Origin of the sequence: Bacillus cereus group sp. N14 (assembly GCF_016483555.1) — a bacterium.
Taxonomy (GTDB): domain Bacteria; phylum Bacillota; class Bacilli; order Bacillales; family Bacillaceae_G; genus Bacillus_A; species Bacillus_A wiedmannii.
This window is the reverse complement of the sequence record NZ_JAEHBQ010000007.1, coordinates 156626-180911: the sequence shown is the minus strand read 5'-3', so window position 1 is coordinate 180911 and position 24286 is coordinate 156626. Positions and strand designations below refer to the sequence as shown.

Genomic DNA, 24286 nt, shown 5'->3' with positions numbered 1-24286 from the left:
GCGTGGTTTATATGTTTCAATTAATGAAACTCGAATGGAAAAAACATAAATTATCTAGTTATTTTAAAGGAGTAGCGATTTGTATTATAGCAATTTTTGCTGCAGTAAGTCTTATGGCATGGGGGTCTAAAGTAGAAGATGATTTAATGTTCTCTAGCTATATGGAATACATGTCTTTAGCAAATATTTTTATTAGAATTACATTTATTATTTTTGCATCGGTTATTTTATCACGTTTAGTGATTGATGAATACAAGAACAAAACAATACAGCTACTATTTATGTACCCACTGCAAAGGAAAATGCTAATGAGAGCGAAATTAGCAATTGTTTTTAGTTTTTGCTTTGTGAGCACGATAATCGCAACATTTATTATTAGTTTGCTCATATTCTGTATGAATCCAATAATGGGAATACTTGAAACGCCTGTTACGATGGGGGAAATAATAGCTATCGTTCCAGCTACTTTTATAAGTGCATTTATGATATCTGGTATTAGTTTAATTCCTTTATTTTTTGGGATGAGAAAGAAATCAACACCGACAACGATTACTTCTGCAGTAATAATTGGGATGATGGTGAACGGTAACGTTGGTCCTGGAAACGGTCAAGTAAGTATGTATGATTTTATAGCTATCCCAATCGTGCTCTGTTTATTAGGAATTTTCATTAGTTATCTATCGTTTCGTAAAATCGACAAGATCGATGTGGCGTGAAGCAAGCTTAAAACAACAACGAACTGGGGTATGAATGGTGAAAAAAATAATAGTAATTGCAATATTATTCATTACAATTGCTAGTGTGGTTTTTGGTTTTAAGGTATTTCAGGGGAAAGATTTTAAGAAAGAAAAGTCTTTTGAGATAAATCATATAAAAGAAATAGAAGTAGACAATGAAAACTGGGATATTGAATTTAAAAGTACAGACTCTAATAAAATAGTAATTTCCGTCCAAGGTCAACAAGTAGATAAAGAGATAGATCCCGTCAAAATAGAAAATGACGAAAATAAAATTGTGATTAAGCAAAAACAAAAGGTGACCAGTGTTTTTAATGGTTTTACGTTTAGGAAGAAAAATAGTATATCTATAGCTATTCCGAAGAAAGAAATAGATAAAATTGTATTAAATAATAAATCGGGTGATGTGAAAATAAGAGATATAGTAGTAAAAAATATCGTGACAAAAGGCAAGTCTGGAGATGAAATGATTACAGGATTATCGGCAGAGAAGAGTGAGTTCATATCCGAAAGTGGAGATTTAATGTTAAAAGATAGTTCATTACAAGAAGTAAATATAACTTCTACTACTGGCGATAATTATGTAAAAAATGTAAAAAACGAAAATATGAACATTACTTCAATATCTGGGGAAGTATTACTAAAAGATATGACAGAAGGAAAATCATTATTTATAGAAACAAAATCAGGAGATATTGGCGTACAGTATAAAGGTGTTCCGGCATCATTGAAACTTACGGCTAAAAGTAATTCGACTGACGTAATGATAGATTTAAAAGGACTTAAGAAAGATAAAAATACAGAAAAGATAAAAGAAGGAACTATTGGTGATGCAAAAAACGAAGCGAAGATTTTAAGTGAAACAGGAGTCATTTATATTGATTAAGTCTTATGAGAAAGGAGGACACTATCATGCTACGTTTAATGAAGCTAGAACTGAAGAAGTTTAAGCTTGGATGGTATGTAAGGGGAGTGATTATTGCAAATATCGCTATACTGGCATTATTGATCTCTATGAGTATCGTTTCTCAAATAGAAGGAGATCCAGAAATAAGAGATCCGCAGATGATTTTGTTAGCGGCTAGTACATTAGTAAGAGCAACATTTATTATTTTTGGTAGTGTGTTAATCGCAAGGTTAATAATTAGTGAATATAAAAATAAAACAATACTACTTATGTTTTCTTATCCAATTAATCGGAGGAAAATGATGAGTAGTAAGTTGGCCATTATAGCGATAGTAACATTTATAACAGTTATTGTATCTAACATTTTAGTAGTAGGAGTTTTCTTTGGGATAGATAGCTATTTTTCAATTCTTCCTAATTCATTCACAATAGATCAATTGAAGCAAGAAGGGATAAACCTTGTTCCTTTAGCCATTGCAACTGCGGGAATAAGTTTAATCCCTCTATATTTCGGAATGCGTAAACGTTCGGTGCCAACTACAATCGTTTCATCTCTGATTGTTGTATCAATTGCAATTAATAATACTCCTATGTTTTCTACAGCAACTTTTCTTCCACTTCAACTAGCACTTGCTGTAATTGGAGTTGCGATTGCATATTACGGAATTAAAAATATAGAGAAGGAAGATGTAATTGTATGACAAGAATAAGAAAAAGAGTTGGCGTTACACCAACTCTTTTTCTTATATGTATGCTTTGTTACTACTCTGTGAATTTGGAGTGTTTGCTTAAATACTCTTGCACTCCTGGAGAAATATTAAAGTTATTAGGACTTTTATATTCGATAGTAAACTCTCCGTCTCTACTTGTCTCAAAGGAGATTGCATAGCTATTCATTTTAGCGTCGTAAGAAGTATTTTTGACTTCCGCATCTAGATCAAAGTATTTTGTAATATATTCTTTTGATTCCGTAACTGCTGTTTGTTTTCCCCAAGGGGTACCATAACTTGTGAAATAAAGAGATGCGCTGATAACTCCAATAATAGAAGTTAGTAAAATAGTTCCCATAACTATTTTTTTATTTTTTGTATTCAATTTGGTTGCTCCTCTTCATAATATGTATTCATTTTAACGTATTTTTCCATAAAACAACCATTTGGTAAAAATAGTTTCACATGAAACAAGTTACAGAAAAAGACAAGATGTGTAAACACCTTGTCTTTTTCTGTAGTTACATTTTAGGAGCTTCCATTCCAGCTGCAGCCCATTCTTCTTTTGCAGGACCATATACGCCAGGGACTGTTAAGCCGGCTTGTCGCATTAAAACCGTCATTTGTCCGCGATGGTGATTTTGATGATTAATAAGTGTCATTAAAAATATAGAATTCGGCATAGGACGATCAAAGAAGTCATTAATAGTAGCTAAGTCTTTATCCGTCCATTCGCCTTGAAGAGCTTCAACAAAATCTGCACTCACTTTACGGTATTGATCAGCAATTGTTGTTGCAGAAGTTGGTACAGGGTAATCTTTCGTTTCTCCTTCAAACTTAAGCCCTGTGCCAGATAGTATAACTGGAATTGCCGTCACGATATGCCAAGCAACTCTGCCTAACGTCCAGTGTCCAGGTGCAATTTCTTGTGACAAAGATTCATCTGTTAATGCATTGAGCATTTTTTGAGTAGACTCAGCCTCGTATGTCCATGATTGCAAGAAGCCTTCAATAGTTTGGTACATGTTATCCCTCCTCGTTATGTTCATAGGTTAAATTCGTGAAAAAAAGATAGTTTCCTTTTGACCTTATAAGAATGAATAAAAAAGGAGACTTCCAAGAAGCTCCTTTTTAACTTTCTTCCAACTCTTCCTCACCAACCATAAGAAATAAGGTGCTCCAAGTACAGCAACATTCAAATTTGCGCTAACGATAAAGAGTTGAATAATTGTTGAGCTGAGAGCTGAAATACCGATTTCTATTAAAGCAAGGGTTGTTGAGCTAAATCCTAATTTCCATGAAAAAAGGACAATTTTAACTGCAAGTAGTCCGCCGATGAATACACCAATTGGATTGAAGTTTATATGTATATGCAGAATAGAGAAAAAGAATTTCGTTTGAGCAAGAAGGCGAAAGTACAAGCAAAAAGAGAGCAAATCGCATGTAATAATTACTAGAATGTATGGAATAAATCTGTGTTTATCCCCACTAGGTAAAGTGTTTTTTTGTTATTTAGATAGGTGTTTTCTAACTTGGTGATTTTACTTAAAAGATCGAACGTAAAGGAAGTGATCAACATGTCTTCATGGAGCAATAATATAAATGGATATTGTGGGTGTAATAATCAAAATGGTGTACATGTTGATTCATGCTGTTTTAGTTGTGATGGGACAGTTCCTAAGCTGGGTCCAACAGGTCCGACGGGCCCAACAGGTGACACAGGCCCAACGGGAGCAACGGGCCCAACAGGTTCAACAGGTCCAACGGGAGCGACGGGAATAACAGGTTCAACAGGTCCAACGGGAGCGACGGGAATAACAGGTTCAACAGGTCCAACGGGAGCAACGGGAATAACAGGTTCAACAGGTCCAACAGGAGCAACAGGAATAACAGGTTCAACAGGTCCAACGGGAGCAACAGGGGCAACAGGAGCGACGGGAGCAACAGGTTCAACGGGAGTAACAGGAGACACGGGGGCAACTGGCACAAGTATAACTGCAACATACGCTTTTGCAAATAATACATCGGGAACAGCGATATCGGTACTTCTTGGTGGAACGAATGTCCCGCTTCCGAATAATCAAAATATTGGTCCAGGTATTACTGTTTCTGGGGGGAATACAGTATTTACGGCTGCAAATGCGGGGAATTATTATATTTCATATACGATTAATATAACGGCTTCATTATTAGTCAGTTCGCGGATTACAATTAATGGTGCACCTCTTGCTGGAACAATCAATTCTCCTGCGTTAGCAACTACATCATTTAGTGCAACAATTATTACGACTCTTGCGGCTGGAAGTGCCATTAGTTTGCAACTATTTGGTTTGTTAGCTGTTGCAACATTATCAACAACTACACCAGGAGCTGTGTTAACGATAATAAGATTAAGCTAAATAATAACTCTCTTATTCTTTTAAGATTAGGAGAGTTTATACATATAATAAGAAGTTAATGGAGTGAAGCATAGTTATACAAAAGTCAGAATATTATGATTGTAACGTTATGGCGACTATAATATAATGAAACCAACCATCATGAATGAACATTCATTTATTTTTATGTATTTGAAGGGGGAATGAAGGTGGAAAAACCATGGTTGAAAAGTTATCCAGAAGAAATTCCAAGTACGATTTCTTATGATATTCAGCCGCTTCATGGATATGTGGAACAGGTGGCTTCCCGTTATCCAGAAAAGAAAGCGCTTCACTTTTTAGGGAAGGATATTACATTTTCAGACTTCCACGATAAGGTGAAGAGGTTTGCAAATTATCTTCAAAAACTCGGTGTGGAAAAGGGTGATCGAGTTGCTATTATGTTGCCGAACTGTCCGCAATCTGTAATTGGTTATTATGGTACATTACTTGCGGGAGGTATCGTAGTACAAACAAATCCACTATATACAGAAAGAGAATTAGAATACCAGCTTCATGACTCGGGAGCAAAAGTAATTCTTTGTCTCGATTTAGTGTTTCCAAGAGTAACGAATGTTCAATCTGCTACAAAAATTGAACATATTATCGTAACTCGGATTGCGGACTTTTTACCCTTCCCTAAAAATTTACTTTATCCATTTGTACAAAAAAAGCAGGCAAATCTTGTTGTGAATGTGTCGGAAAGCGAAACGATTCATCTATGGAAATCAGTAGAACGAGAAAATAATGTTAATGTTGAAGTGCCTTGTGATCCTGAAAATGATCTAGCTCTTTTACAGTACACTGGAGGAACAACTGGATTTCCGAAAGGCGTTATGTTGACGCATAAAAACCTTGTTTCGAACACTTTAATGGGAGCTCATTGGCTATATAATTGTAAAGAAGGGGAAGAAGTAATTCTTGGTGTCCTTCCGTTCTTTCATGTGTATGGGATGACAGCTGTAATGAATTTAAGTATTATGCAAGGATATAAAATGGTGCTGATTCCGAAGTTTGATATGAAAATGGTTTTTGAAGCGATAAAAAAACATAAAGTCACACTATTTCCAGGGGCACCGACCATTTATATTGCTCTATTAAATAGTCCCCTCTTAAAAGAATATGATATTTCTTCTATTCAAGCTTGTATTAGTGGATCTGCCCCGCTTCCTGTAGAAGTACAGGAAGAGTTTGAGAGAGTTACAGGTGGGAAATTGGTAGAAGGTTATGGATTAACGGAGTCGTCGCCAGTTACACATGGGAATTTTTTGTGGGAAAAACGCGTGCCAGGAAGTATTGGTGTGCCGTGGCCAGATACAGAGGCAAACATTATGTCACTTGAAACTGGAGAGGCTTTACCTCCGGGTGAAATTGGTGAAATTGTTGTAAAGGGTCCTCAAATTATGAAAGGGTATTGGAATAAGCCAGAAGAAACAGCAGCTGTATTACAAGACGGATGGCTTCATACAGGGGATGTTGGTTACATGGATGAAGATGGATTTTTCTATGTGAAAGACCGTAAGAAAGATATGATTGTTGCGAGTGGATTTAATGTGTATCCTCGCGAAGTAGAAGAAGTATTATATGAGCATGAAAAAGTGCAAGAAGTAGTGACGATTGGAGTTCCCGATCCGTACCGGGGAGAGACAGTTAAAGCATTTGTTGTGTTAAAAGAAGGTGCGGAGTGTTCTGAGGAAGAATTAAACCAGTTTGCGCGTAAATATTTAGCGGCTTATAAAGTGCCGAAAGTATATGAGTTTAGAGATGAACTGCCGAAAACGACAGTCGGAAAAATTTTACGCCGTGTCCTAATAGATGAAGAGAAAAGAAAAAATGAGGATGAGCAAACGGGCTAAGGCCCTTTCTTTTTGAAAAAATAGGATTGACACTTTTCTAAATAGTCAGTATTATAAGAATATGAATGACTATTCATTCAGTCATCTTCTTGAAGGGGACAGTAAAGTGAAGAAAAATAGACCGAAATACAATCAAATTATTGATGCGGCAGTCATTGTGATTGCGGAGAATGGGTACCACCAAGCGCAAGTTTCTAAAATAGCAAAGCAAGCTGGGGTAGCTGATGGCACGATTTATTTATATTTTAAAAATAAAGAAGATATATTAATATCCTTATTCCAAGAGAAGATGGGAGATTTTGTCGAAACAATTCGTCAAAAAACAGCAGGAATTGAAAGCGCTGTATCGAAGTTATTCATGTTGGTAGAAACGCACTTCTTGCTGTTATCACAAAATGATCCTCTTGCTATCGTTACGCAATTAGAGCTAAGACAGTCCAATCAAGACTTACGCCTGAAAATAAATGAAGTATTAAAAGGCTACTTACAAGTTATGGATGAGATTTTAGAGACAGGTATAAAGCAAGGTGAATTCCAAGCGGATTTAAATGTTCGCGTGGCAAGACAAATGATCTTTGGAACAGTAGATGAAGTTGTGACCAATTGGGTAATGAGCGATCATAAGTATGATCTGGTCGCACTTTCAAAAACGGTACATGGGCTACTTATTGCAGCTTGTGGTTATCGTCAATAATGGGAGGGATCATGTTGAAATTCCTATCTGTAAGAGTTGAAGATCATATCGCGGTGGCGACGTTAAATCATGCGCCGGCAAACGCGATGTCTTCACAAGTTATGCATGACGTTACTGAATTAATTGATCAAGTGGAGAAGGATGATAACATTCGTGTTGTTGTTATTCACGGTGAAGGGCGCTTCTTCTCGGCGGGAGCAGATATTAAAGAATTTACATCTGTTACTGAAGCGAAGCAAGCGACAGAATTAGCGCAGCTTGGACAAGTTACGTTTGAGCGTGTTGAAAAATGTTCAAAACCAGTTATCGCGGCAATTCATGGAGCGGCACTTGGCGGCGGCCTTGAGTTTGCTATGTCTTGCCACATGCGCTTTGCAACTGAAAGTGCAAAACTTGGTTTACCTGAATTAACACTTGGATTAATTCCTGGATTTGCAGGTACACAGCGATTACCACGTTATGTTGGGAAAGCGAAAGCTTGTGAAATGATGTTAACAAGTACACCGATTACTGGTGCAGAAGCATTAAAATGGGGACTTGTTAACGGAGTTTTTGCTGAAGAAACATTTTTAGATGATACGCTTAAAGTTGCAAAACAGATTGCTGGAAAAAGCCCAGCGACGACTCGTGCTGTACTAGAGTTATTGCAAACGATGAAATCGTCTCATTATTATGAAGGTGTACAACGCGAAGCTCAAATCTTTGGTGAAGTATTTACGGGTGAAGATGGAAGAGAAGGTGTAGCGGCGTTTTTAGAAAAACGTAAGCCTTCATTTAGTGGCAGGTAGTTCAATTATTTTTTTAATATAAATTAACAGAAAATTAAAATTGATAGAATCTTTCTGAAAAACAAGGGGGTAAATGGAATGAACATCTACGTACTCATGAAACGAACATTTGATACAGAAGAAAAAATCGTAATTAAAAACGGTGCAATTTACGATGGCGAAGCGGAATTCATCATCAACCCTTACGACGAATATGCGATTGAAGAAGCAATTCAAGTAAGAGACGCACAAGGTGGCGAAGTTACTGTTGTAACAGTCGGTGGCGAAGATAGTGAGAAAGAACTTCGTACGGCATTAGCGATGGGCTGCGATAAAGCTGTATTAATTAATATTGAAGATGATGTGGAAAATGGTGACCAGTTCACGACAGCAAAAGTACTTGCTGAATATTTAAAAGATAAAGATGTAGATTTAATTTTAGGCGGGAACGTTGCAATTGATGGTGCATCTGGACAAGTTGGTCCACGCGTAGCAGAAGCGTTAAATATTCCGTACGTAACGACAATTACAAAACTTGAAATTGACGGTACAAACGTGAAGATTGAGCGTGATGTTGAAGGCGATACGGAAGTGATTGAAACTTCATTACCAGTTTTAGTAACAGCACAACAAGGTTTAAATGAACCTCGCTATCCATCGCTTCCAGGTATTATGAAAGCGAAGAAAAAGCCACTAGAAGAAGTAGAATTAGATGATTTAGATTTAGAAGAAGATGATGTGGAAGCAAAGACAAAAACAATTGAAATCTATTTGCCTCCTAAGAAAGATGCAGGAAAAGTGTTACAAGGCGAGCTGCAAGATCAAGTAAAAGAACTTGTATCGTTGCTCCATACAGAAGCGAAAGTAATCTAATAAAATACGAAATTATATATGCAGGAGGGAAAATCTATGGCTCGTAAAGTATTAGTAATGGGTGAGGTTCGTGATGGATCGCTACGTAACGTTTCGTTTGAAGCGGTAGCAGCAGCAAAAACAATTGCAGAAGGCGGTGAAGTAGTAGGTCTTCTAGTTGGAGACAGCGTTGCCTCTTTTGCAAATGAATTGATTCATTACGGTGCAGATCGCGTTGTGACAGTTGAAAATGATAAATTAAAATCATATACATCTGATGGTTATGCACAAGCATTTTCAGCTGTATATGCTGAAGAAAAGCCAGAAGGTATTGTATTTGGACATACAGCACTTGGTAAAGATTTATCACCAAAATTAGCAGCGAAGCTTGAAGCTGGTCTAGTTTCTGACGTAACTGCTTTAGATGTTGAAGGTGGAAATGTTATCTTTACTCGTCCAATTTACTCTGGTAAAGCGTTTGAGAAGAAGATTGTAACAGACGGTATCTTATTTGCGACAGTGCGTCCAAATAACATTGCGACGCTTGAAAAAGATGAGTCTCGCAGTGGTGACGTGTCTTCTATTACAGTAGATGTGAAAGATTTACGTACAATTATTCAAGATGTCGTCCGTAAGACGGCAGAAGGTGTTGACCTTTCTGAAGCGAAAGTTATTATCGCTGGTGGACGCGGTGTGAAGAGTGAAGAAGGATTCAAGCCATTAAAAGAGTTAGCTGACGTATTAGGCGGCGCTGTTGGAGCATCTCGTGGTGCTTGTGACGCTGAGTATTGCGATTACTCATTACAAATTGGTCAAACTGGTAAAGTTGTTACGCCAGACTTATACATTGCATGCGGTATTTCTGGTGCGATTCAGCATTTAGCTGGTATGTCTAACTCAAAAATAATCGTTGCGATTAATAAAGACCCAGAAGCAAGTATCTTCAAAGTAGCTGACTATGGTATTGTTGGCGATCTATTTGAAGTCTTACCTCTTTTAACAGAAGAGTTTAAAAAGTTAAAAGTACATTCATGATTTGAGTACCCTTGAGTTCCAAGTGAAGTACCCCTATATATAGAAAAGGTGAGAGATCCCCTGTCTCTCATCTTTTTAGTATTTAATCCGTATTTTTATATAGTATAAAGGAACACTTTTTTGTTACAATACATAACGATACATATTATTCGCCACGTATATAAGTTAATGATATACTCTTGGTAGAATATACTTGAAGGAGGAAATAAAATGGCAATTGTAAATGCAAATGACCAAAGCTTCGCAGCTGAAACTAGCGAAGGTGTTGTATTATTAGATTTCTGGGCACCTTGGTGTGGACCTTGTAAAATGATCGCTCCTGTATTAGAGGAAATTGATGCAGAATTAGGCGAAAAAGTAAAAGTAGTAAAAGTAGACGTGGATGAAAACCAAGAAACTGCTCGTCAATTCGAAGTAATGAGCATTCCAGCTCTTTTCGTATTAAAAGACGGTAAAGTAGTTGATCAAACGTTAGGTTACAAACCGAAAGAAGCGTTAGTAGAATTAGTTTCTAAACACTTCTAAAATAAAGGGCTACCATTTGGTAGCCTTTTTTATTTTCCTTTTTTACACCTTTCCGTTACAATAAAAGAACGTATGTTGGGTGTTTTGGCATAGTATGTTTTCATGTGAAAATAAAGATGCTAAGCATGTAGAAATGGAGGGTAACGAGTGCACGAACATTTAAAAGAAAAATTGGCTATTTTACCAGATCAACCTGGTTGTTATTTAATGAAAGATAAGCAAGGAACGGTTATATATGTCGGAAAGGCAAAAGTGCTTAAAAATCGTGTGCGCTCGTACTTTACTGGTTCACATGATGGAAAAACACTACGGCTTGTAGGAGAAATTGTAGATTTTGAATATATTGTAACCTCCTCAAATCTAGAGGCTCTCATTTTAGAGTTAAACTTAATAAAAAAACATGATCCAAAATATAATATTCAATTAAAAGATGATAAAACATATCCTTTTATTAAAATTACAGCTGAGAAACAGCCGCGATTACTTATTACGCGAAATGTAAAAAAGGATAAGGGGAAGTATTTTGGTCCTTATCCGAATGCACAATCAGCTCATGAAACGAAAAAGCTGCTAGATCGTATGTATCCGCTTCGTAAGTGCTCAAATATGCCAGATAAAGTTTGTTTATATTATCATATGGGTCAATGTTTAGCGCCTTGTGTGAAAGAAGTGACGGAAGAACAAAACAAAGAAATTGTAGATGAAATTATTAAGTTTCTAAATGGTGGGCATAAAGAAGTTCGTTCAGAATTAGAAACAAAGATGTATGAAGCTTCAGAGAAACTAGAATTTGAACGTGCAAAAGAGTTGCGGGATCAAATTGCTCATATCGATGCGATTATGGAAAAACAAAAGATGATTATGAGTGACTTAGTGGATCGTGATGTGTTTGGGTATGCAGTTGATAAAGGATGGATGTGTGTTCAAGTTTTCTTCGTTCGAAAAGGAAAGCTAATTGAACGTGATGTTTCTATGTTTCCAATCTACGATGAACCAGAAGAGGGATTTTTAACGTTTATCGGTCAATTTTATGAGAACAGCAGTCATTTTAAGCCTAAGGAAATTGTCGTTCCAGGAAGTATAGACTCAGAGTTAGTAGAGCGCTTTTTAGAAGTTGAAGCGACACAGCCGAAACGTGGTAAGAAAAAAGATCTTGTAGAATTAGCAAATAAAAATGCGAAGATTGCTCTTGAAGAGAAATTCTACTTAATTGAACGTGATGAAGAGCGAACGATTAAGGCGGTAGATCATTTAGGGAAGCAGCTCGGGATTGAAACACCTTATCGTATTGAGGCGTTTGATAACTCAAATATTCAAGGGACAAATCCTGTTTCTGCAATGATTGCTTTTATCGATGGGAAACCAGCTAAGAAAGAATATAGGAAATATAAAATTAAAACGGTTCAAGGACCAGATGATTATGAGTCTATGAGAGAAGTTGTGAGACGCCGTTATACAAGGGCACTGAAAGAGAGTTTGCCTTTACCAGATTTAATCATTATTGATGGTGGAAAAGGGCATCTGGCAGCTGTAAGTGATGTTCTAGAAAACGAACTCGGTTTATATATTCCGATGGCAGGGCTTGTAAAAGATGACAAACATAAAACCTCCCATTTAATTATTGGAGATCCACCTGAACCTGTGATGCTTGAGCGAAATAGCCAAGAATTTTATTTATTGCAGCGCATTCAAGATGAAGTGCATCGATTTGCGATTACATTCCATCGTCAATTACACGGGAAATCTGTCATTCAATCAGCACTGGATGATATTCCTGGAATTGGAGATAAACGAAAAAAGATATTGTTGAAACATTTTGGTTCATTAAAGAAGATGAAAGAAGCTTCTTTAGCTGAATTTGTCGAAGCGGGTATGCCGAAAAATGTCGCAGAGACGATTTATACTTATTTAACAGATAAGAAGACGTTGTAGTTTACAACGTCTTCTATTTTCTGGTATAATTTCTGAAGATTTAAAATAAACCTAACTGAATGAAAATACAAAAAAGTCAACTAAACTTATATGTCTAGTTGACTGTAGGTAATGCTACACTTCAATGAGATCTTTTATATCCCATTTCACAAGAAATGTAATAGAGTCTGAACGTTTTTTCTTTTCTTCATAGGACTCTGCAACGACGTTTCGTTGCTTTTGAATTTGTTCAGCGATGAATCCAGCTTCTAATTGATAAGAAGAATGTCTGTTTTGTTTTTGACGTTCAGCGATGAGTGTGCCTTTAAGTTGGAACTGCATTTCACGACGCTTATGTTCAATAATACTTAAAGTGCCCCAGCCAGCTTTTTCAAAGAACTGAATGACTTCTTCAATTGTTTCTAGTGGATATTTTCTTGCAAGGTTTCTACCAGACCAGTATAAAATACCATCTAAATCGTTACCGATTAAATCAGGTAGTAATTCTTCACGTAGCAATTCATAAGCGAAGGCGTTCAATGAAACATCTTCTAAAGATGTTGTATCGATTGTATTTTTACTCACAATATTCCCCTCTTTCTATAGGGATTATTATATAACATTTCTCATTTATAAAAACAGATTTTTCTTTGGGGAAATCTGAATATATAAGAAGAAAAAAAGAATTGGCAAATTATATGCAAATTATGTATACGTTTTCTTGACGCTTCGACAAAAATAGGAGTAAAATGAACTTGGTATCAAATTATGCTGAAATATTTCGAATAATTTTTTCAGTTTTTCTTATGCCAATAGTGAAAAAACATTATTGTTGTAAACTAATCTGAAAACAGCAGTCAAACATTCAAGGGGGGTAATGGGGACATGAAAGGCCGCGAGTATACGTTTCGTAAGTGGCACTCATTAATGGGGGTCATCCCGGTTGGTGTCTTTTTGACGCAACATTTAATTGTAAACAACTTTGCAACACGAGGAGCAGAGGCTTTTAACAAAGCTGCAGGCTTTATGGAGCTCCTTCCATTCCGGTACGCGCTAGAGATTTTCATCATCTTTTTACCGATACTGTACCATGCTATATATGGCTTATATATTGCATTTACAGCTAAGAACAATGCGGTTTCTTACGGTTATTTCCGTAACTGGATGTTCGTCTTCCAAAGAATTTCAGGTATCGTTACACTGATTTTCATTTCTTGGCACGTCTGGGAAACTCGTATTCAAGCAATGCTAGGTAAAGAGGTAAACTATGATATGATGGCAGATATTTTAAACAATCCAGCTATGTTTGCATTTTACTTGGTCGGTGTTGTTTCAACAATTTTCCACTTTGCAAATGGACTATGGACATTCTGCATCAGCTGGGGAATTACAGTATCTCCACGTTCACAAAGAATCTCTACTTATGTAACATTAGCTATATTCTTAGGTCTATCTTATGTAGGTGTGAGTGCATTATTAGCGTTCATCGATCCACAGCTAGCAAACCAGTAAGGAGTGGGAGAGCATGAAAGGGAAACTTATAGTAGTCGGCGGTGGCTTGGCTGGCTTAATGGCAACGATTAAAGCGGCGGAAGCAGGAGTAAATGTTGAACTGTTTTCTTTAGTACCAGTAAAACGTTCGCATTCTGTATGTGCCCAAGGTGGAATTAACGGTGCCGTAAATACGAAAGGTGAAGGGGATTCTCCATGGATCCACTTTGACGATACAATTTATGGTGGGGACTTCTTAGCGAACCAACCACCAGTTAAAGCAATGTGTGAAGCAGCACCTGGTATTATTCATTTAATGGATCGTATGGGTGTTATGTTCAACCGTACGGAAGAAGGACTTCTTGATTTTCGTCGTTTTGGTGGAACACAACATCACCGTACAGCATTTGCTGGTGCAACAACTGGACAGCAATTACTATACGCATTAGATGAGCAAGTACGTCGTCACGAAGTAGCAGGACTTGTAACGAAATATGAAGGTTGGGATTTCTTACGAGCTGTTGTTGATGACGAAGGTGTGTGCCGAGGAATCGTTGCACAAGACTTACAAACAATGGAGATTAAAAGTTTCCAAGCTGATGCCGTGATTATGGCAACAGGGGGCCCTGGTATCATCTTTGGAAAATCAACTAACTCTATTATTAATACAGGTACAGCAGCTTCTGCTGTATATCAACAAGGCGCATATTATGCAAACGGCGAGTTCATTCAAATTCATCCAACGGCAATTCCTGGAGACGATAAATTACGTCTTATGAGTGAATCGGCACGTGGTGAAGGTGGCCGTGTTTGGACATATAAAGATGGTAAACCATGGTACTTCCTAGAAGAAAAATATCCGGCTTACGGAAACCTTGTACCTCGTGATATTGCAACGCGTGAAATCTTTGACGTTTGCGTAGAGCAAAAACTAGGTATTAACGGTGAAAACATGGTGTACTTAGATCTTTCTCATAAAGATCCGAAAGAACTAGATATTAAACTTGGTGGAATTATTGAAATCTATGAGAAGTTTACAGGTGATGATCCTCGTAAACTACCAATGAAAATCTTCCCAGCAGTTCACTATTCAATGGGCGGACTATGGGTTGATTATAAGCAGATGACAAGTATTCCAGGTTTATTTGCAGCAGGTGAGTGTGATTATTCTATGCACGGTGGAAACCGCCTTGGTGCGAACTCACTATTATCAGCAATTTACGGTGGTATGGTAGCAGGACCGAACGCGATTGAGTATATGAAAGGTCTTTCTAAATCGTCTGATGCTGTTTCATCTACTGTATATGAGCAAAATGAATTAATCGAAACAGAGAAATTTAACAATATTTTAACGCTTGATGGTAACGAAAATGCATATGTTCTTCATAAAGAGCTTGGAGAATGGATGACAGATAACGTTACAGTAGTTCGTGAAAATAAAAAGCTACTAGAAACTGATGCGAAAATTGAAGAGTTAATGGCGCGTTACAAACGCATTAACATTAACGATACAGCGAGATGGAGTAACCAAGGTGCTTCATTTACACGCCAACTTGCAAATATGTTTGAGTTAGCACGTGTCATTACAATTGGCGCATATAACCGTAATGAGAGCCGCGGGGCGCATTACAAACCTGAATTCCCAAATCGTGATGATGCAAACTTCTTAAAAACTACGATGGCGAAATTTGAAGGAGAAGGAAATGCACCAGCATTCCATTACGAAGAAGTGGATGTTTCATTAATTAAACCACGTAAACGTGACTATTCTTCAAAACATGATGTAGCTGCTAAGGGTGAAGAGAAGGGGGATAAGCAACATGTCTGAGAAAACAATCCGCCTCATCATTACGAGACAAGATGGACCAGATGCACAAGAGTTTGACCAAGAGTTTGAAATTCCATATCGTCCAAATATGAACATTATTTCGGCACTGATGGAAATTCGTCGTAATCCTGTTGATTCAAAAGGAAACCAAACGACTCCGATTGCATGGGATATGAACTGTTTAGAGGAAGTATGTGGCGCATGTTCGATGGTGATTAACGGAAAACCACGTCAATCATGTACAGCTCTTATTGATCAGTTAGAACAACCAATTCGCTTAAAACCAATGAAGACATTCCCAGTTGTACGTGACTTACAAGTTGACCGTAGTCGCATGTTTAACGCTCTAAAACGCGTTAAAGCTTGGATTCCAATTGATGGTACGTATGACTTAGGACCAGGACCAAGAATGCCTGAGAAGAAACGTCAATGGGCTTATGAGCTTTCAAAATGTATGACATGTGGTGTTTGCTTAGAATCATGTCCAAATGTAAATAGTAAATCTGACTTTATTGGACCAGCACCGTTATCACAAGCTCGTTTATTCAACTCACATCCGACGGGTGAAATGCATAAAGCAGATCGCTTACGTGCAATTATGGGAGATGGAGGACTTGCAAACTGTGGTAACTCTCAAAACTGTGTGCAATCATGTCCAAAGGGTATTCCATTAACAACTTCAATTGCGGCATTAAACCGTGATACAACAATTCAATCGTTTAAAGATTTCTTTGGTAGCGACAATAACTATTAATAAATATTGCCTCTTCATGTTGAAGAGGCAATATTTATAACTTTATTTTTCTGTTTATTCTGTTTATTTTAAAGGCGAAAAGGAGAGGAAACAATGAAGAGGATTTCTTATATTGAAGACTTTGAGCGATGGGAAAGTGGTTTTTCATTTTACAATCCTGTAAAAGTTCGTTTTGGTGAAGTAGATATGTTTGGGCATGTAAATAATGTCGTTGCCTTTACCTATTTTGAAGAAGCACGTATCGCATTGTTTAAAGAACTTGGGTTTATGCAAGAATGGACGCATGAATCTTCAGAAACGATGATCGTTGTTGCAGATTTACAATGTAATTTTATTAAGCAAATATATTTTGATGAACAGTTGAAGGTGTATGTAAAAGCGGGATCGGTTGGGAATTCTTCTTTAGATTTGCATTACATGGTGAAGAATACGGCAGGAGAAGTTTGTTTAGTTGGTCGTGGAATGATGGTTCAAGCATCGAAAAAAACGGGAAGAGGCGAACCGTGGCCTGAAGAATGGAAGAAAAAATTACTACAATGATAGAATGAAAGAAAAATAAGAGAGCAATTTGCTCTCTTATTTTTTGTCTTCCATCGCTTCTTCTAATGTTAAATGATGTTTATATATGTATGTAGCATACGGGTTTCCAACGTAGCGCAAATGCCACGGTTCATATGAATATTCTGTTGTTTCTGTTTTATCTTCTAAATAACGAATGACAAAGCCAAATTCATGGGCGTGTTTTGCAACCCATTTTCCTTCGGCTGTCTCTCCAAAAATAGGCTCTAATTGGAATTTAGCAGATTTTGAACTAATATCCATTGCTAAACCAGTTTGATGTTCACTCGTACCAGGAATGGCACTTACTGAATCAGCTTCAGCTTTTCCTTGACGTCTAACGTATGTATCATGTAATGATTTTTGGCGTTTGTATGAACGATAACCAGATACAGCTGTAAGTTCAAGTCCTTCTTTCTTTGCCGCTACAAACATATTTTCAAGCGCATCTGCAGCATCTTTGCGCAGTAGCGTTTTTTCTTTATCTTTTGGACTAGTAAATGGTACGTTTGGTCTTGTTAAATCTTCAGGTATGTATCCGTCTGGTAGTTTTCGATGTTTATTCACTAAGACAAGATTAGACTCTGGATTTGTTACAACGGAAAAATCATTGTCTAGCTTCTTTGCATTATGATCAGCTTTCGGAAAAGCAGGAATCTCTTCTTTTTGGTGATTACTATGCTGTTGACTTTCGACAGCTTTTGCCCCATTTTGTAGTGGTGATTTAGAACCAAAGTAAGCGAAAGAAGTGATACCGATTACAATAGTAGTGGCAGAAATAATGATTATCTTTTTCATGATGCCTTGTAATCACAGTCCTTTCTTAATAAAATATGTATTGTTTTTATTATAAGTCTAGTTTGTTGAAAAAGAAATATAAGAGTCGTAACGTAATAGAAATGCAAAGAAAATGTCAGAAAATGTGTGAAATTGTAGTATTTTTTTATTTAATTCATTTCTTATCTTTCATGAAATGAATTTTTTATGTAATATATATACATAAGAAGATGTAGCGATTATCGAGAATAAAGAACTTCTTGTATAGACTAGGAGTGAATGGGAATGGATTTTGCAACAATTATTGGACTTATTTTAGGGTTTGTAGCAGTGGTAGTAGGGATGGTCGTCAAGGGCGCTGACGTAAATTCCTTATTGAATCCTGCCGCAGCATTAATTATTTTTATCGGTACATTTGCTGCAGTATGTATCGCATTTCCGATGAATCAACTAAAAAGGGTTCCAAAATTATTTAAAGTTCTTTTTGGTTCAAATAAAAAGGATTTAAGTTATGAACAGTTGCTAGAATTATTTGTTCATTGGACATCAGAAAGTAGAAAATACGGTATTTTGTCTTTAGAGCAACAATTAGACAAAATTCAAGATGAATTTCTTTTGCGTGGTATGAAATTTGTGATTGATGGCGTATCCGCAGAAGATTTAGAGCAAATTTTAGAAGCTGAATTAGAAGCGATTGAAGAAAGGCATGCAAAAGGAGCGGCAATTTTTTCTCAAGCTGGTACATATGCACCGACATTAGGGGTTTTAGGTGCTGTTATTGGTCTTGTAGCTGCACTTGGCAATTTAACTGATATTGAAAAGTTAGGTCACGCTATTTCGGGTGCTTTTATTGCAACGATTTTTGGTATTTTTTCAGGCTATGTATTATGGCATCCATTTGCAAATAAACTAAAGCAAAAATCTGCAGCTGAATTAGAGAAAAAACGTTTAATTATTGATTGTTTATTAATGTTACAAGAGGGTACATATCCGTTTATTATGAAGAACCGCATTTTAGGTGCACTTTCTGCAACTGAGCGTAAAAAGCTAGAAAAAGGAGCAGAAAAAAATGCGGAGTAAAAAAAATAGAAGAGGCAAAAAGAAAAAACACGAAGAACATATCGATGAAACTTGGTTAATCCCTTATTCTGATATGTTAACGTTGTTATTTGCATTGTTCATCGTTTTATTTGCGATGAGTAGTATAGATGCTGCGAAGTTCAAACAGATGGCAGTAGCATTTCGAAGCGAATTAGCAGGTGGAACAGGAAATAAAGAGTTTTTAAGTGATCAGAAGCCAAATGATGAAAAGGAATTATCAGCAAGTAGCCTTGAGGCAGAACAAGCAAAAAAACAAGAAGAAGCTAGAGAAAAAGAAAAAAAAGAAATGGATGAATTGAAAGCATTACAAAAAAAGATTGATCAATATATTAATGAGAAACAATTATCCTCTTCTTTTCAAACTAAATTAACTGAAAAGGGATTAATGGTGACAATATTAGAGAATGTGCTGTTTGATTCGGGGAAAGCAGATGTGAAGTTAGAATCACTAGGGATTGCAAAAGAGATGTCTAGCTTACTTGTTTCAGCGTCACCTCGTGAGATTACAGTATCTGGTCATACGGATAATGTCCCTATTGCCAATGCGCAGTTTGCATCGAACTGGGAATTAAGTACGCAGCGTGCAGTTAATTTTATGCAAGTATTACTCCAAAATAAAGAATTACAACCAGAAAAATTTAGTGCGATTGGTTACGGAGAATACCGTTCAATTGCTCCAAACGATACACAAGAAGGAAAGGCAAAGAATAGGCGTGTGGAAGTGTTTATCTTGCCTTTAACAGAGAAGGGAAAATAAAGAGGATGGCGAATGCCATCCTCTTTATTTTGCATCAAATGATTTTAAGTTGTCGCGACGGATTTTATCTTTTTCTGCATCTGATTTTTTGAAATCATAATCATATAAAGCGCCTTCCCAATCACCATACATTGGATTCGGGAAAATAATAAATTTCTCACCAAATTGTGCTTTCGAATCTGATACTGCTTGATTGCGGTCTTTTACAGACTTTCCATCAAAACCAGTGAAATCAGATAAGTTATCACCGAAGAATAAGACGATATCATGTGTTTGTGAAACGAGTTCACGTCGTTTTTCTTTTCCTTTTTCTTTCGGATCTTGTAGTAATATATGTTCTTTCGTTGCTTGAGGAGCACCTACACGCTCAAGATTTTTAATTGTTGTATCTAGTTGGTCCGTTTTACGATTTGAGATGTAGTAAATATCTACACCTTTAGATTCTGTATATTTTAAGAAATCAATTGCGCCTGGAAGGGCTTCAGCTTCAGCCTTATTAATCCAGTCATCCCATTTATACGGATAGCCTTTTCCTGTTTTTACGCTCATTGCTTGATGAGGACTGTTGTCTAAAACCGTTTCATCTAAATCAAGTACGATAGCAGGCTTTTTCTCTGTCCCTTTTGCAAGAGCTGCATCAAGCTTCAATTGACCGATATTGTATCCTTGGTAGTAAAGTGCTTTCGTTTCACCGGCTGTTTGATACCATAAATCAGCCATTAATTGCTGTTCTGTTAATTTTACTTTTTCTTCTTTTGCCACTGTTTTCTCTGGTGTTCCTGAACATGCTACAAGCGATGTAGATAGAACCGCTACAGATAATAAAGTGGTAATACCCCTCTTCATCTTCATATGTATCCTCCTTGATGTTAGAAAATCATCTTATATTATATATTAAAATATAAAAATTTTTTTATGAACATTTGCATATTGTCTTTTGTATATATAGTAGTATGTCCTATATTAGAAAGATGAGAAAAATGTTGGAAATCATTTTGTCAATTATAGTTGTCGAAATGACAATTATAATTGACAAATAACATGATGTTATTTACAATTTTAACTAAATAGAACAAATGATGGATTAAGGAGATGTTACATACTAAGAGGATGAAGTGTAGTGCTATATTTTATCTTGAATAAACATAGTCTTTGAAAGAGAGTATGAATGATATTAAAGGGGAGGCTTTATACTTTGAGTTTACAAATTCAAAACTTAACGAAGCAATTTGGGGAATCAAAAGCAGTTAATGGCTTGCAAATTTCGTTACCAAAAGGTGAAGTGCTAGGATTACTTGGACGAAATGGTGCAGGGAAAACAACGACAATCAAAATGCTTCTCGGATTATTAACGCCTAATGAAGGCTCTATTACATGGGATGGAAAATCATTTGGGACTAGTGGGGTAACGATTGGGTATTTACCAGAAGAAAGAGGTTTATATACAAAAAGTAGAGTAATAGACCAGTTGCGATATTTTGGTAGATTAGAAGGAATGTCGAAAAAAGAAGTAGATCTGGCTATTGATCACTGGTTAGAGCGATTAGCGATACCGGAATATAAATTTAAAACGGCAGGAGAGCTTTCAAAAGGGAACCAGCAAAAAATCCAATTAATTGCTGCCCTTCTTCATAATCCTGAACTTCTCATTTTAGATGAACCATTTAGCGGACTAGATCCAGTTAATGCTGGGATGTTAGCTAGCATTATTGAAGAACAAGTACAGAGCGGAAAGACCATTATTTTATCTAGTCATCGTATGGAACAAGTAGAGGCTTTTTGCCAACATGTATGTATTTTGAAAAAAGGCGAAGCAGTCGTAAAAGGCCAGTTAAGTGATATTAAAAAAGAGTATGGTTTCCGTAATTTGACGATTGAAGATACAGAAGAAAATGCGAAGGGATTAGAAGCTATTCATGTATCCTATGAAAAACAACAAGGCCTTCTTTATGTGCAAGTACAAGATGATGCAGAAGCTCTAAAGATTTTACAACAATTGCAAGAACAAGGTGTTACCTTACGACAATTTAAAATGTTAGAGCCGACGTTAAACGAAATCTTTGTAGAGAGGGCGAAATAACGATGCGTAAATTTTCTCACGTATTTTCATTTTATTTCAGGGAAGCATTTTTATCTAAAAAATCATTAATCATGAGCGCGATTTTATTTTTAATTGTTTTTGGGATTTTTGCGTTCAATCATTTTACTTCAAGTAATGATAAAAATAAGGATAAAGATAAAATTGCAGTTGTGACAGAGAGTTCTACATATAAAATACAAAAAGAAGAGTTAACTAAGTTATTACCATCAGCTAAATTAACAATTGGTTCAAAAGAAGATTTCAATAAACTGCATAAACAAGTAGAAGAAGGCGAGTTAGACGGTTTGTTTCGTGTAACTGAAAAGAATGGAGTTCCAGAAGTCACGTATATGTTTAATGGGTTCGCTAGTGAAACAAATTCTACAATTATAGCTAGTTATTTAAAGGGAAAATATATGGCGGTAACAGTTGCTAAACATAATGTTTCACCAGAAATTGCACAACAATTGCAAACCGAAATTTCTGTGAAACAAGAAGCAATAAAAGATCGTTCTGCCTCTGCCGGAATTGCATATTTCTTCATATTCGCTTTATATATGTTTATTGTTGCGTTCGGAAGCACAATTGCGATGAATATTGCTTCTGAAAAAGCTTCTCGCGTTATGGAAGTTATGATTCCGAAAGTAAAACCTCTTACGATGATGTATGCAAAAATTTTAGCGGTTGTTTCAACGGCGTTATTACAACTTGTCATATTGGCATGTGGTTATTTAGTTCCTTATTTACTAGGGTGGGTAGATTTAGAAAATGGTTCCTTATTTGGCGTAATTGATGTTACAAAGTTAGATGCAAAAATAATCGGTATGTTCCTAATTTATTTTGTTACAGGATATTTCCTGTATGCGATGATGTATGCAGCTGCTGGTGCGGTTGTTTCTAAGACGGAGGATTTGCAAGGTGTAATGCTACCGATTTCAATTTTAATAATTGCAGCATTCTTTATAAGTCTTAAATCGTTAGGTGACCCAAATAGTACTATCGTTGTTATAAGCTCTTATGTTCCGTTCTTTACCCCGATGGTTACATTCTCACGCTTTGTAGCTGGTGAAACTGGTATGTTAGAAATTATGATAACATTGGCGGGGCTTTTAGCGACAATCGGTATTTTAAGTGCTGTTACAAGTCGCATTTACGTAAATGGCGTAATGAATTACTCAGACAAAGTGAAATTTAAAGATTTAGCGAAGTTTATAAAGCGTCAATAATGAGAGAAAAGTATGATTTCCTATTGGAATCATGCTTTTTCTTTATGTATAAATTAAAAATAGTATATAATAATAAGAGTCGTCTTTTAATAGAATGAATACAAAGGAGGGTGTGCAGATGGGGATTAGTAGTCGTTTTACAGTAGGTGTTCATATGTTAACGTTACTTGCGATAGATCGAAACTCTCGCTGTACCTCTGAATGGATTGCTGGTAGTGTGAATACAAATCCAGTTGTGATTCGTCGCATTACAGGAATGTTGAAGAGAGCAGGACTTGTGGATGTACAAGCTGGTAAAGGTGGTACGACACTTGCTCGTGATTTAGAAGAAATTACATTACTTGATGTATATAAAGCAGTGGAAGTTGTAGAAGAAGGACAACTATTTTCCTTCCATGAAAATCCCAACATTGAATGTCCAGTAGGAGCTAATATTCAATCAGTATTAGAAATTATTTTAATGCAAGCGCAAGAAGCGATGGAAAACGTACTTGCAAATGTAACGGTAGATCAATTAGTTACAAACTTAAAGTCTAAAATGAAAGAGTAAAAAAGCGAGCAACCTCATAATGAGGGCTCGCCTTTTTTTATTCAGAAATATTGAAAATTCTATTTTTCAGTATTTAAAATGAATTTACCAACAATAGCTGCTACGATACCACCAAGAATTGGTGCTACGATGAATACCCATAGTTGAGAAAGTGCTTCTCCGCCAGCGAATAGAGCTGGTGCGATACTACGAGCTGGGTTAACAGAAGTTCCAGTTAACGGAATTCCTAATAAGTGAACTAAAACTAATGTGAAACCAATTACTAATCCTGCTAGAGAAGAACTTCCTTTTTTACCTGTTACAGCAACGATAACTAAAATGAATACGAAAGTTAAAATAAATTCAACTAGAAATGCTCCAGATAAACCAAGAGTTCCAAAACCATTTTGACCTAAATTATCTAAAGGTGTTTTAGCAGAGCGTAAAATCGTTACTAACGTTGCAGTTCCTAATAAACCACCTAAAATTTGAGCTAATACATAATAACAAAGTTCCATAGCGTTCATTCTTTTGTTGATGAACATAGCTACTGATACTGCTGGGTTAATGTGACATCCAGAAATTGTTCCGATGCTATATGCCATAGCCACAATAGATAGACCGAAAGCCATAGCGATTCCTAATGTTCCAATTCCTTCAATTCCGCCGCCAATGACAGCTACTCCAGTTCCGAATAATACAAGTACAAATGTACCAATAAATTCAGCGATTGCTTTTTTTAACATAATTTACCTCCTAATATTGCGCATGAAA

At 36.4% G+C, this 24286-nt stretch carries 26 protein-coding genes; 20 read left to right on the top strand and 6 right to left on the bottom strand.

Features of this window, described 5'->3' with window-relative positions:
* Window positions 1–11 precede the first annotated feature (11 nt).
* From JDS82_RS13135 to JDS82_RS13125, 3 genes are read left to right on the top strand one after another with little or no spacing between them, the layout of a single operon-like run.
* A complete protein-coding gene (locus JDS82_RS13135; RefSeq protein WP_048562171.1) occupies window positions 12–716 on the top strand; it encodes an ABC transporter permease in 705 nt (234 codons plus the stop codon).
* A gap of 34 nt (window positions 717–750) precedes the next feature.
* Entirely contained in the window at window positions 751–1623 is an 873-nt protein-coding gene (locus JDS82_RS13130) for a DUF4097 family beta strand repeat-containing protein (protein ID WP_048562172.1), read from the top strand.
* Window positions 1624–1649: 26 nt separating this feature from the next.
* Complete coding sequence (locus tag JDS82_RS13125; RefSeq protein ID WP_048562173.1) at window positions 1650–2345, top strand: ABC transporter permease; 696 nt, start codon at window positions 1650–1652, stop codon at window positions 2343–2345.
* A gap of 61 nt (window positions 2346–2406) precedes the next feature.
* Here JDS82_RS13125 and JDS82_RS13120 read toward each other — a convergent pair whose 3' ends face one another.
* Together JDS82_RS13120 and JDS82_RS13115 are read right to left on the bottom strand one after the other, a co-directional pair.
* Complete coding sequence (locus JDS82_RS13120; RefSeq protein WP_199713431.1) at window positions 2407–2739, bottom strand: YfjL-like protein; 333 nt, start codon at window positions 2737–2739, stop codon at window positions 2407–2409.
* 136 nt (window positions 2740–2875) lie between these two features.
* On the bottom strand, window positions 2876–3379 hold the full coding sequence (locus tag JDS82_RS13115; RefSeq protein ID WP_199713430.1) for a DinB family protein: 504 nt from the start codon (window positions 3377–3379) through the stop codon (window positions 2876–2878).
* Window positions 3380–3931: 552 nt separating this feature from the next.
* Between JDS82_RS13115 and JDS82_RS13110 the strand changes: the two genes are divergently transcribed.
* From JDS82_RS13110 to uvrC, 8 genes are all read left to right on the top strand, one after another.
* Window positions 3932–4753, top strand: a complete 822-nt coding sequence (locus tag JDS82_RS13110) for a BclA C-terminal domain-containing protein (protein ID WP_199713429.1) — start codon at window positions 3932–3934, stop codon at window positions 4751–4753.
* Between the two features lie 188 nt (window positions 4754–4941).
* Complete coding sequence (locus JDS82_RS13105; RefSeq protein ID WP_000414730.1) at window positions 4942–6627, top strand: long-chain-fatty-acid--CoA ligase; 1686 nt, start codon at window positions 4942–4944, stop codon at window positions 6625–6627.
* Window positions 6628–6733: 106 nt separating this feature from the next.
* A complete protein-coding gene (locus tag JDS82_RS13100) occupies window positions 6734–7321 on the top strand; it encodes a TetR/AcrR family transcriptional regulator (RefSeq protein WP_000742213.1) in 588 nt (195 codons plus the stop codon).
* A gap of 11 nt (window positions 7322–7332) precedes the next feature.
* On the top strand, window positions 7333–8109 hold the full coding sequence (locus JDS82_RS13095; protein ID WP_199713428.1) for an enoyl-CoA hydratase: 777 nt from the start codon (window positions 7333–7335) through the stop codon (window positions 8107–8109).
* A gap of 78 nt (window positions 8110–8187) precedes the next feature.
* Window positions 8188–8961 (top strand): electron transfer flavoprotein subunit beta, encoded by a 774-nt coding sequence (gene etfB / locus JDS82_RS13090; protein ID WP_001029035.1) that lies wholly within the window; start codon window positions 8188–8190, stop codon window positions 8959–8961.
* Between the two features lie 36 nt (window positions 8962–8997).
* Window positions 8998–9975: an electron transfer flavoprotein subunit alpha gene (etfA, locus tag JDS82_RS13085; protein ID WP_000101967.1), complete on the top strand. Its 978-nt coding sequence runs from the start codon at window positions 8998–9000 to the stop codon at window positions 9973–9975.
* A gap of 210 nt (window positions 9976–10185) precedes the next feature.
* Entirely contained in the window at window positions 10186–10500 is a 315-nt protein-coding gene (trxA, locus tag JDS82_RS13080; protein WP_001018944.1) for a thioredoxin, read from the top strand.
* Window positions 10501–10647: 147 nt separating this feature from the next.
* Window positions 10648–12432, top strand: coding sequence for an excinuclease ABC subunit C (gene uvrC / locus JDS82_RS13075; RefSeq protein ID WP_000544268.1), 1785 nt, complete (start codon window positions 10648–10650; stop codon window positions 12430–12432).
* 114 nt (window positions 12433–12546) lie between these two features.
* On the opposite strand, the gene JDS82_RS13070 is transcribed toward uvrC, so the two are convergent.
* Window positions 12547–12996, bottom strand: coding sequence for a YslB family protein (locus JDS82_RS13070; RefSeq protein WP_000042225.1), 450 nt, complete (start codon window positions 12994–12996; stop codon window positions 12547–12549).
* Window positions 12997–13296: 300 nt separating this feature from the next.
* On the opposite strand from JDS82_RS13070, the gene sdhC reads away from it, so the two are divergent.
* The 4 genes from sdhC (at window position 13297) to JDS82_RS13050 (ending at window position 17024) form a co-directional block, all read left to right on the top strand.
* Entirely contained in the window at window positions 13297–13923 is a 627-nt protein-coding gene (sdhC, locus tag JDS82_RS13065) for a succinate dehydrogenase cytochrome B558 (protein ID WP_000678354.1), read from the top strand.
* A gap of 13 nt (window positions 13924–13936) precedes the next feature.
* Entirely contained in the window at window positions 13937–15730 is a 1794-nt protein-coding gene (gene sdhA / locus JDS82_RS13060; protein ID WP_000676749.1) for a succinate dehydrogenase flavoprotein subunit, read from the top strand.
* A complete protein-coding gene (gene sdhB, locus JDS82_RS13055; protein ID WP_001291830.1) occupies window positions 15723–16484 on the top strand; it encodes a succinate dehydrogenase iron-sulfur subunit in 762 nt (253 codons plus the stop codon). Before sdhA ends, sdhB begins: the two co-directional genes overlap by 8 nt.
* 93 nt (window positions 16485–16577) lie before the next feature.
* Window positions 16578–17024 carry an acyl-CoA thioesterase gene (locus tag JDS82_RS13050; RefSeq protein WP_000822751.1) on the top strand — a complete coding sequence of 149 codons (447 nt, stop codon included), beginning with the start codon at window positions 16578–16580 and terminating at the stop codon, window positions 17022–17024.
* Window positions 17025–17060: 36 nt separating this feature from the next.
* Here the strand turns inward: JDS82_RS13050 and JDS82_RS13045 are convergent, their stop codons facing one another.
* Window positions 17061–17840, bottom strand: coding sequence for a M15 family metallopeptidase (locus JDS82_RS13045; RefSeq protein WP_000720198.1), 780 nt, complete (start codon window positions 17838–17840; stop codon window positions 17061–17063).
* 264 nt (window positions 17841–18104) lie between these two features.
* On the opposite strand from JDS82_RS13045, the gene motA reads away from it, so the two are divergent.
* The gene (motA, locus tag JDS82_RS13040) at window positions 18105–18899 is read left to right on the top strand and encodes a flagellar motor stator protein MotA (protein ID WP_000344855.1); all 795 of its coding nucleotides are present in this window, start codon (window positions 18105–18107) and stop codon (window positions 18897–18899) included.
* Window positions 18889–19677: a flagellar motor protein MotB gene (gene motB, locus JDS82_RS13035; protein ID WP_001256743.1), complete on the top strand. Its 789-nt coding sequence runs from the start codon at window positions 18889–18891 to the stop codon at window positions 19675–19677. Before motA ends, motB begins: the two co-directional genes overlap by 11 nt.
* Window positions 19678–19701: 24 nt before the next feature.
* Here motB and JDS82_RS13030 read toward each other — a convergent pair whose 3' ends face one another.
* Entirely contained in the window at window positions 19702–20529 is an 828-nt protein-coding gene (locus JDS82_RS13030; protein ID WP_199713427.1) for a 5'-nucleotidase, lipoprotein e(P4) family, read from the bottom strand.
* A gap of 343 nt (window positions 20530–20872) precedes the next feature.
* Between JDS82_RS13030 and JDS82_RS13025 the strand changes: the two genes are divergently transcribed.
* The 3 genes from JDS82_RS13025 (at window position 20873) to JDS82_RS13015 (ending at window position 23533) form a co-directional block, all read left to right on the top strand.
* Window positions 20873–21757 (top strand): ABC transporter ATP-binding protein, encoded by an 885-nt coding sequence (locus JDS82_RS13025; RefSeq protein WP_000058125.1) that lies wholly within the window; start codon window positions 20873–20875, stop codon window positions 21755–21757.
* 2 nt (window positions 21758–21759) lie between these two features.
* Window positions 21760–22983, top strand: coding sequence for an ABC transporter permease (locus JDS82_RS13020; protein WP_001224961.1), 1224 nt, complete (start codon window positions 21760–21762; stop codon window positions 22981–22983).
* A 118-nt stretch (window positions 22984–23101) separates the two neighbouring features.
* Window positions 23102–23533 carry an Rrf2 family transcriptional regulator gene (locus JDS82_RS13015; RefSeq protein WP_000512998.1) on the top strand — a complete coding sequence of 144 codons (432 nt, stop codon included), beginning with the start codon at window positions 23102–23104 and terminating at the stop codon, window positions 23531–23533.
* Window positions 23534–23592: 59 nt separating this feature from the next.
* On the opposite strand, the gene JDS82_RS13010 is transcribed toward JDS82_RS13015, so the two are convergent.
* The gene (locus tag JDS82_RS13010) at window positions 23593–24258 is read right to left on the bottom strand and encodes an MIP/aquaporin family protein (RefSeq protein ID WP_000913204.1); all 666 of its coding nucleotides are present in this window, start codon (window positions 24256–24258) and stop codon (window positions 23593–23595) included.
* Window positions 24259–24286: the final 28 nt, after the last annotated feature.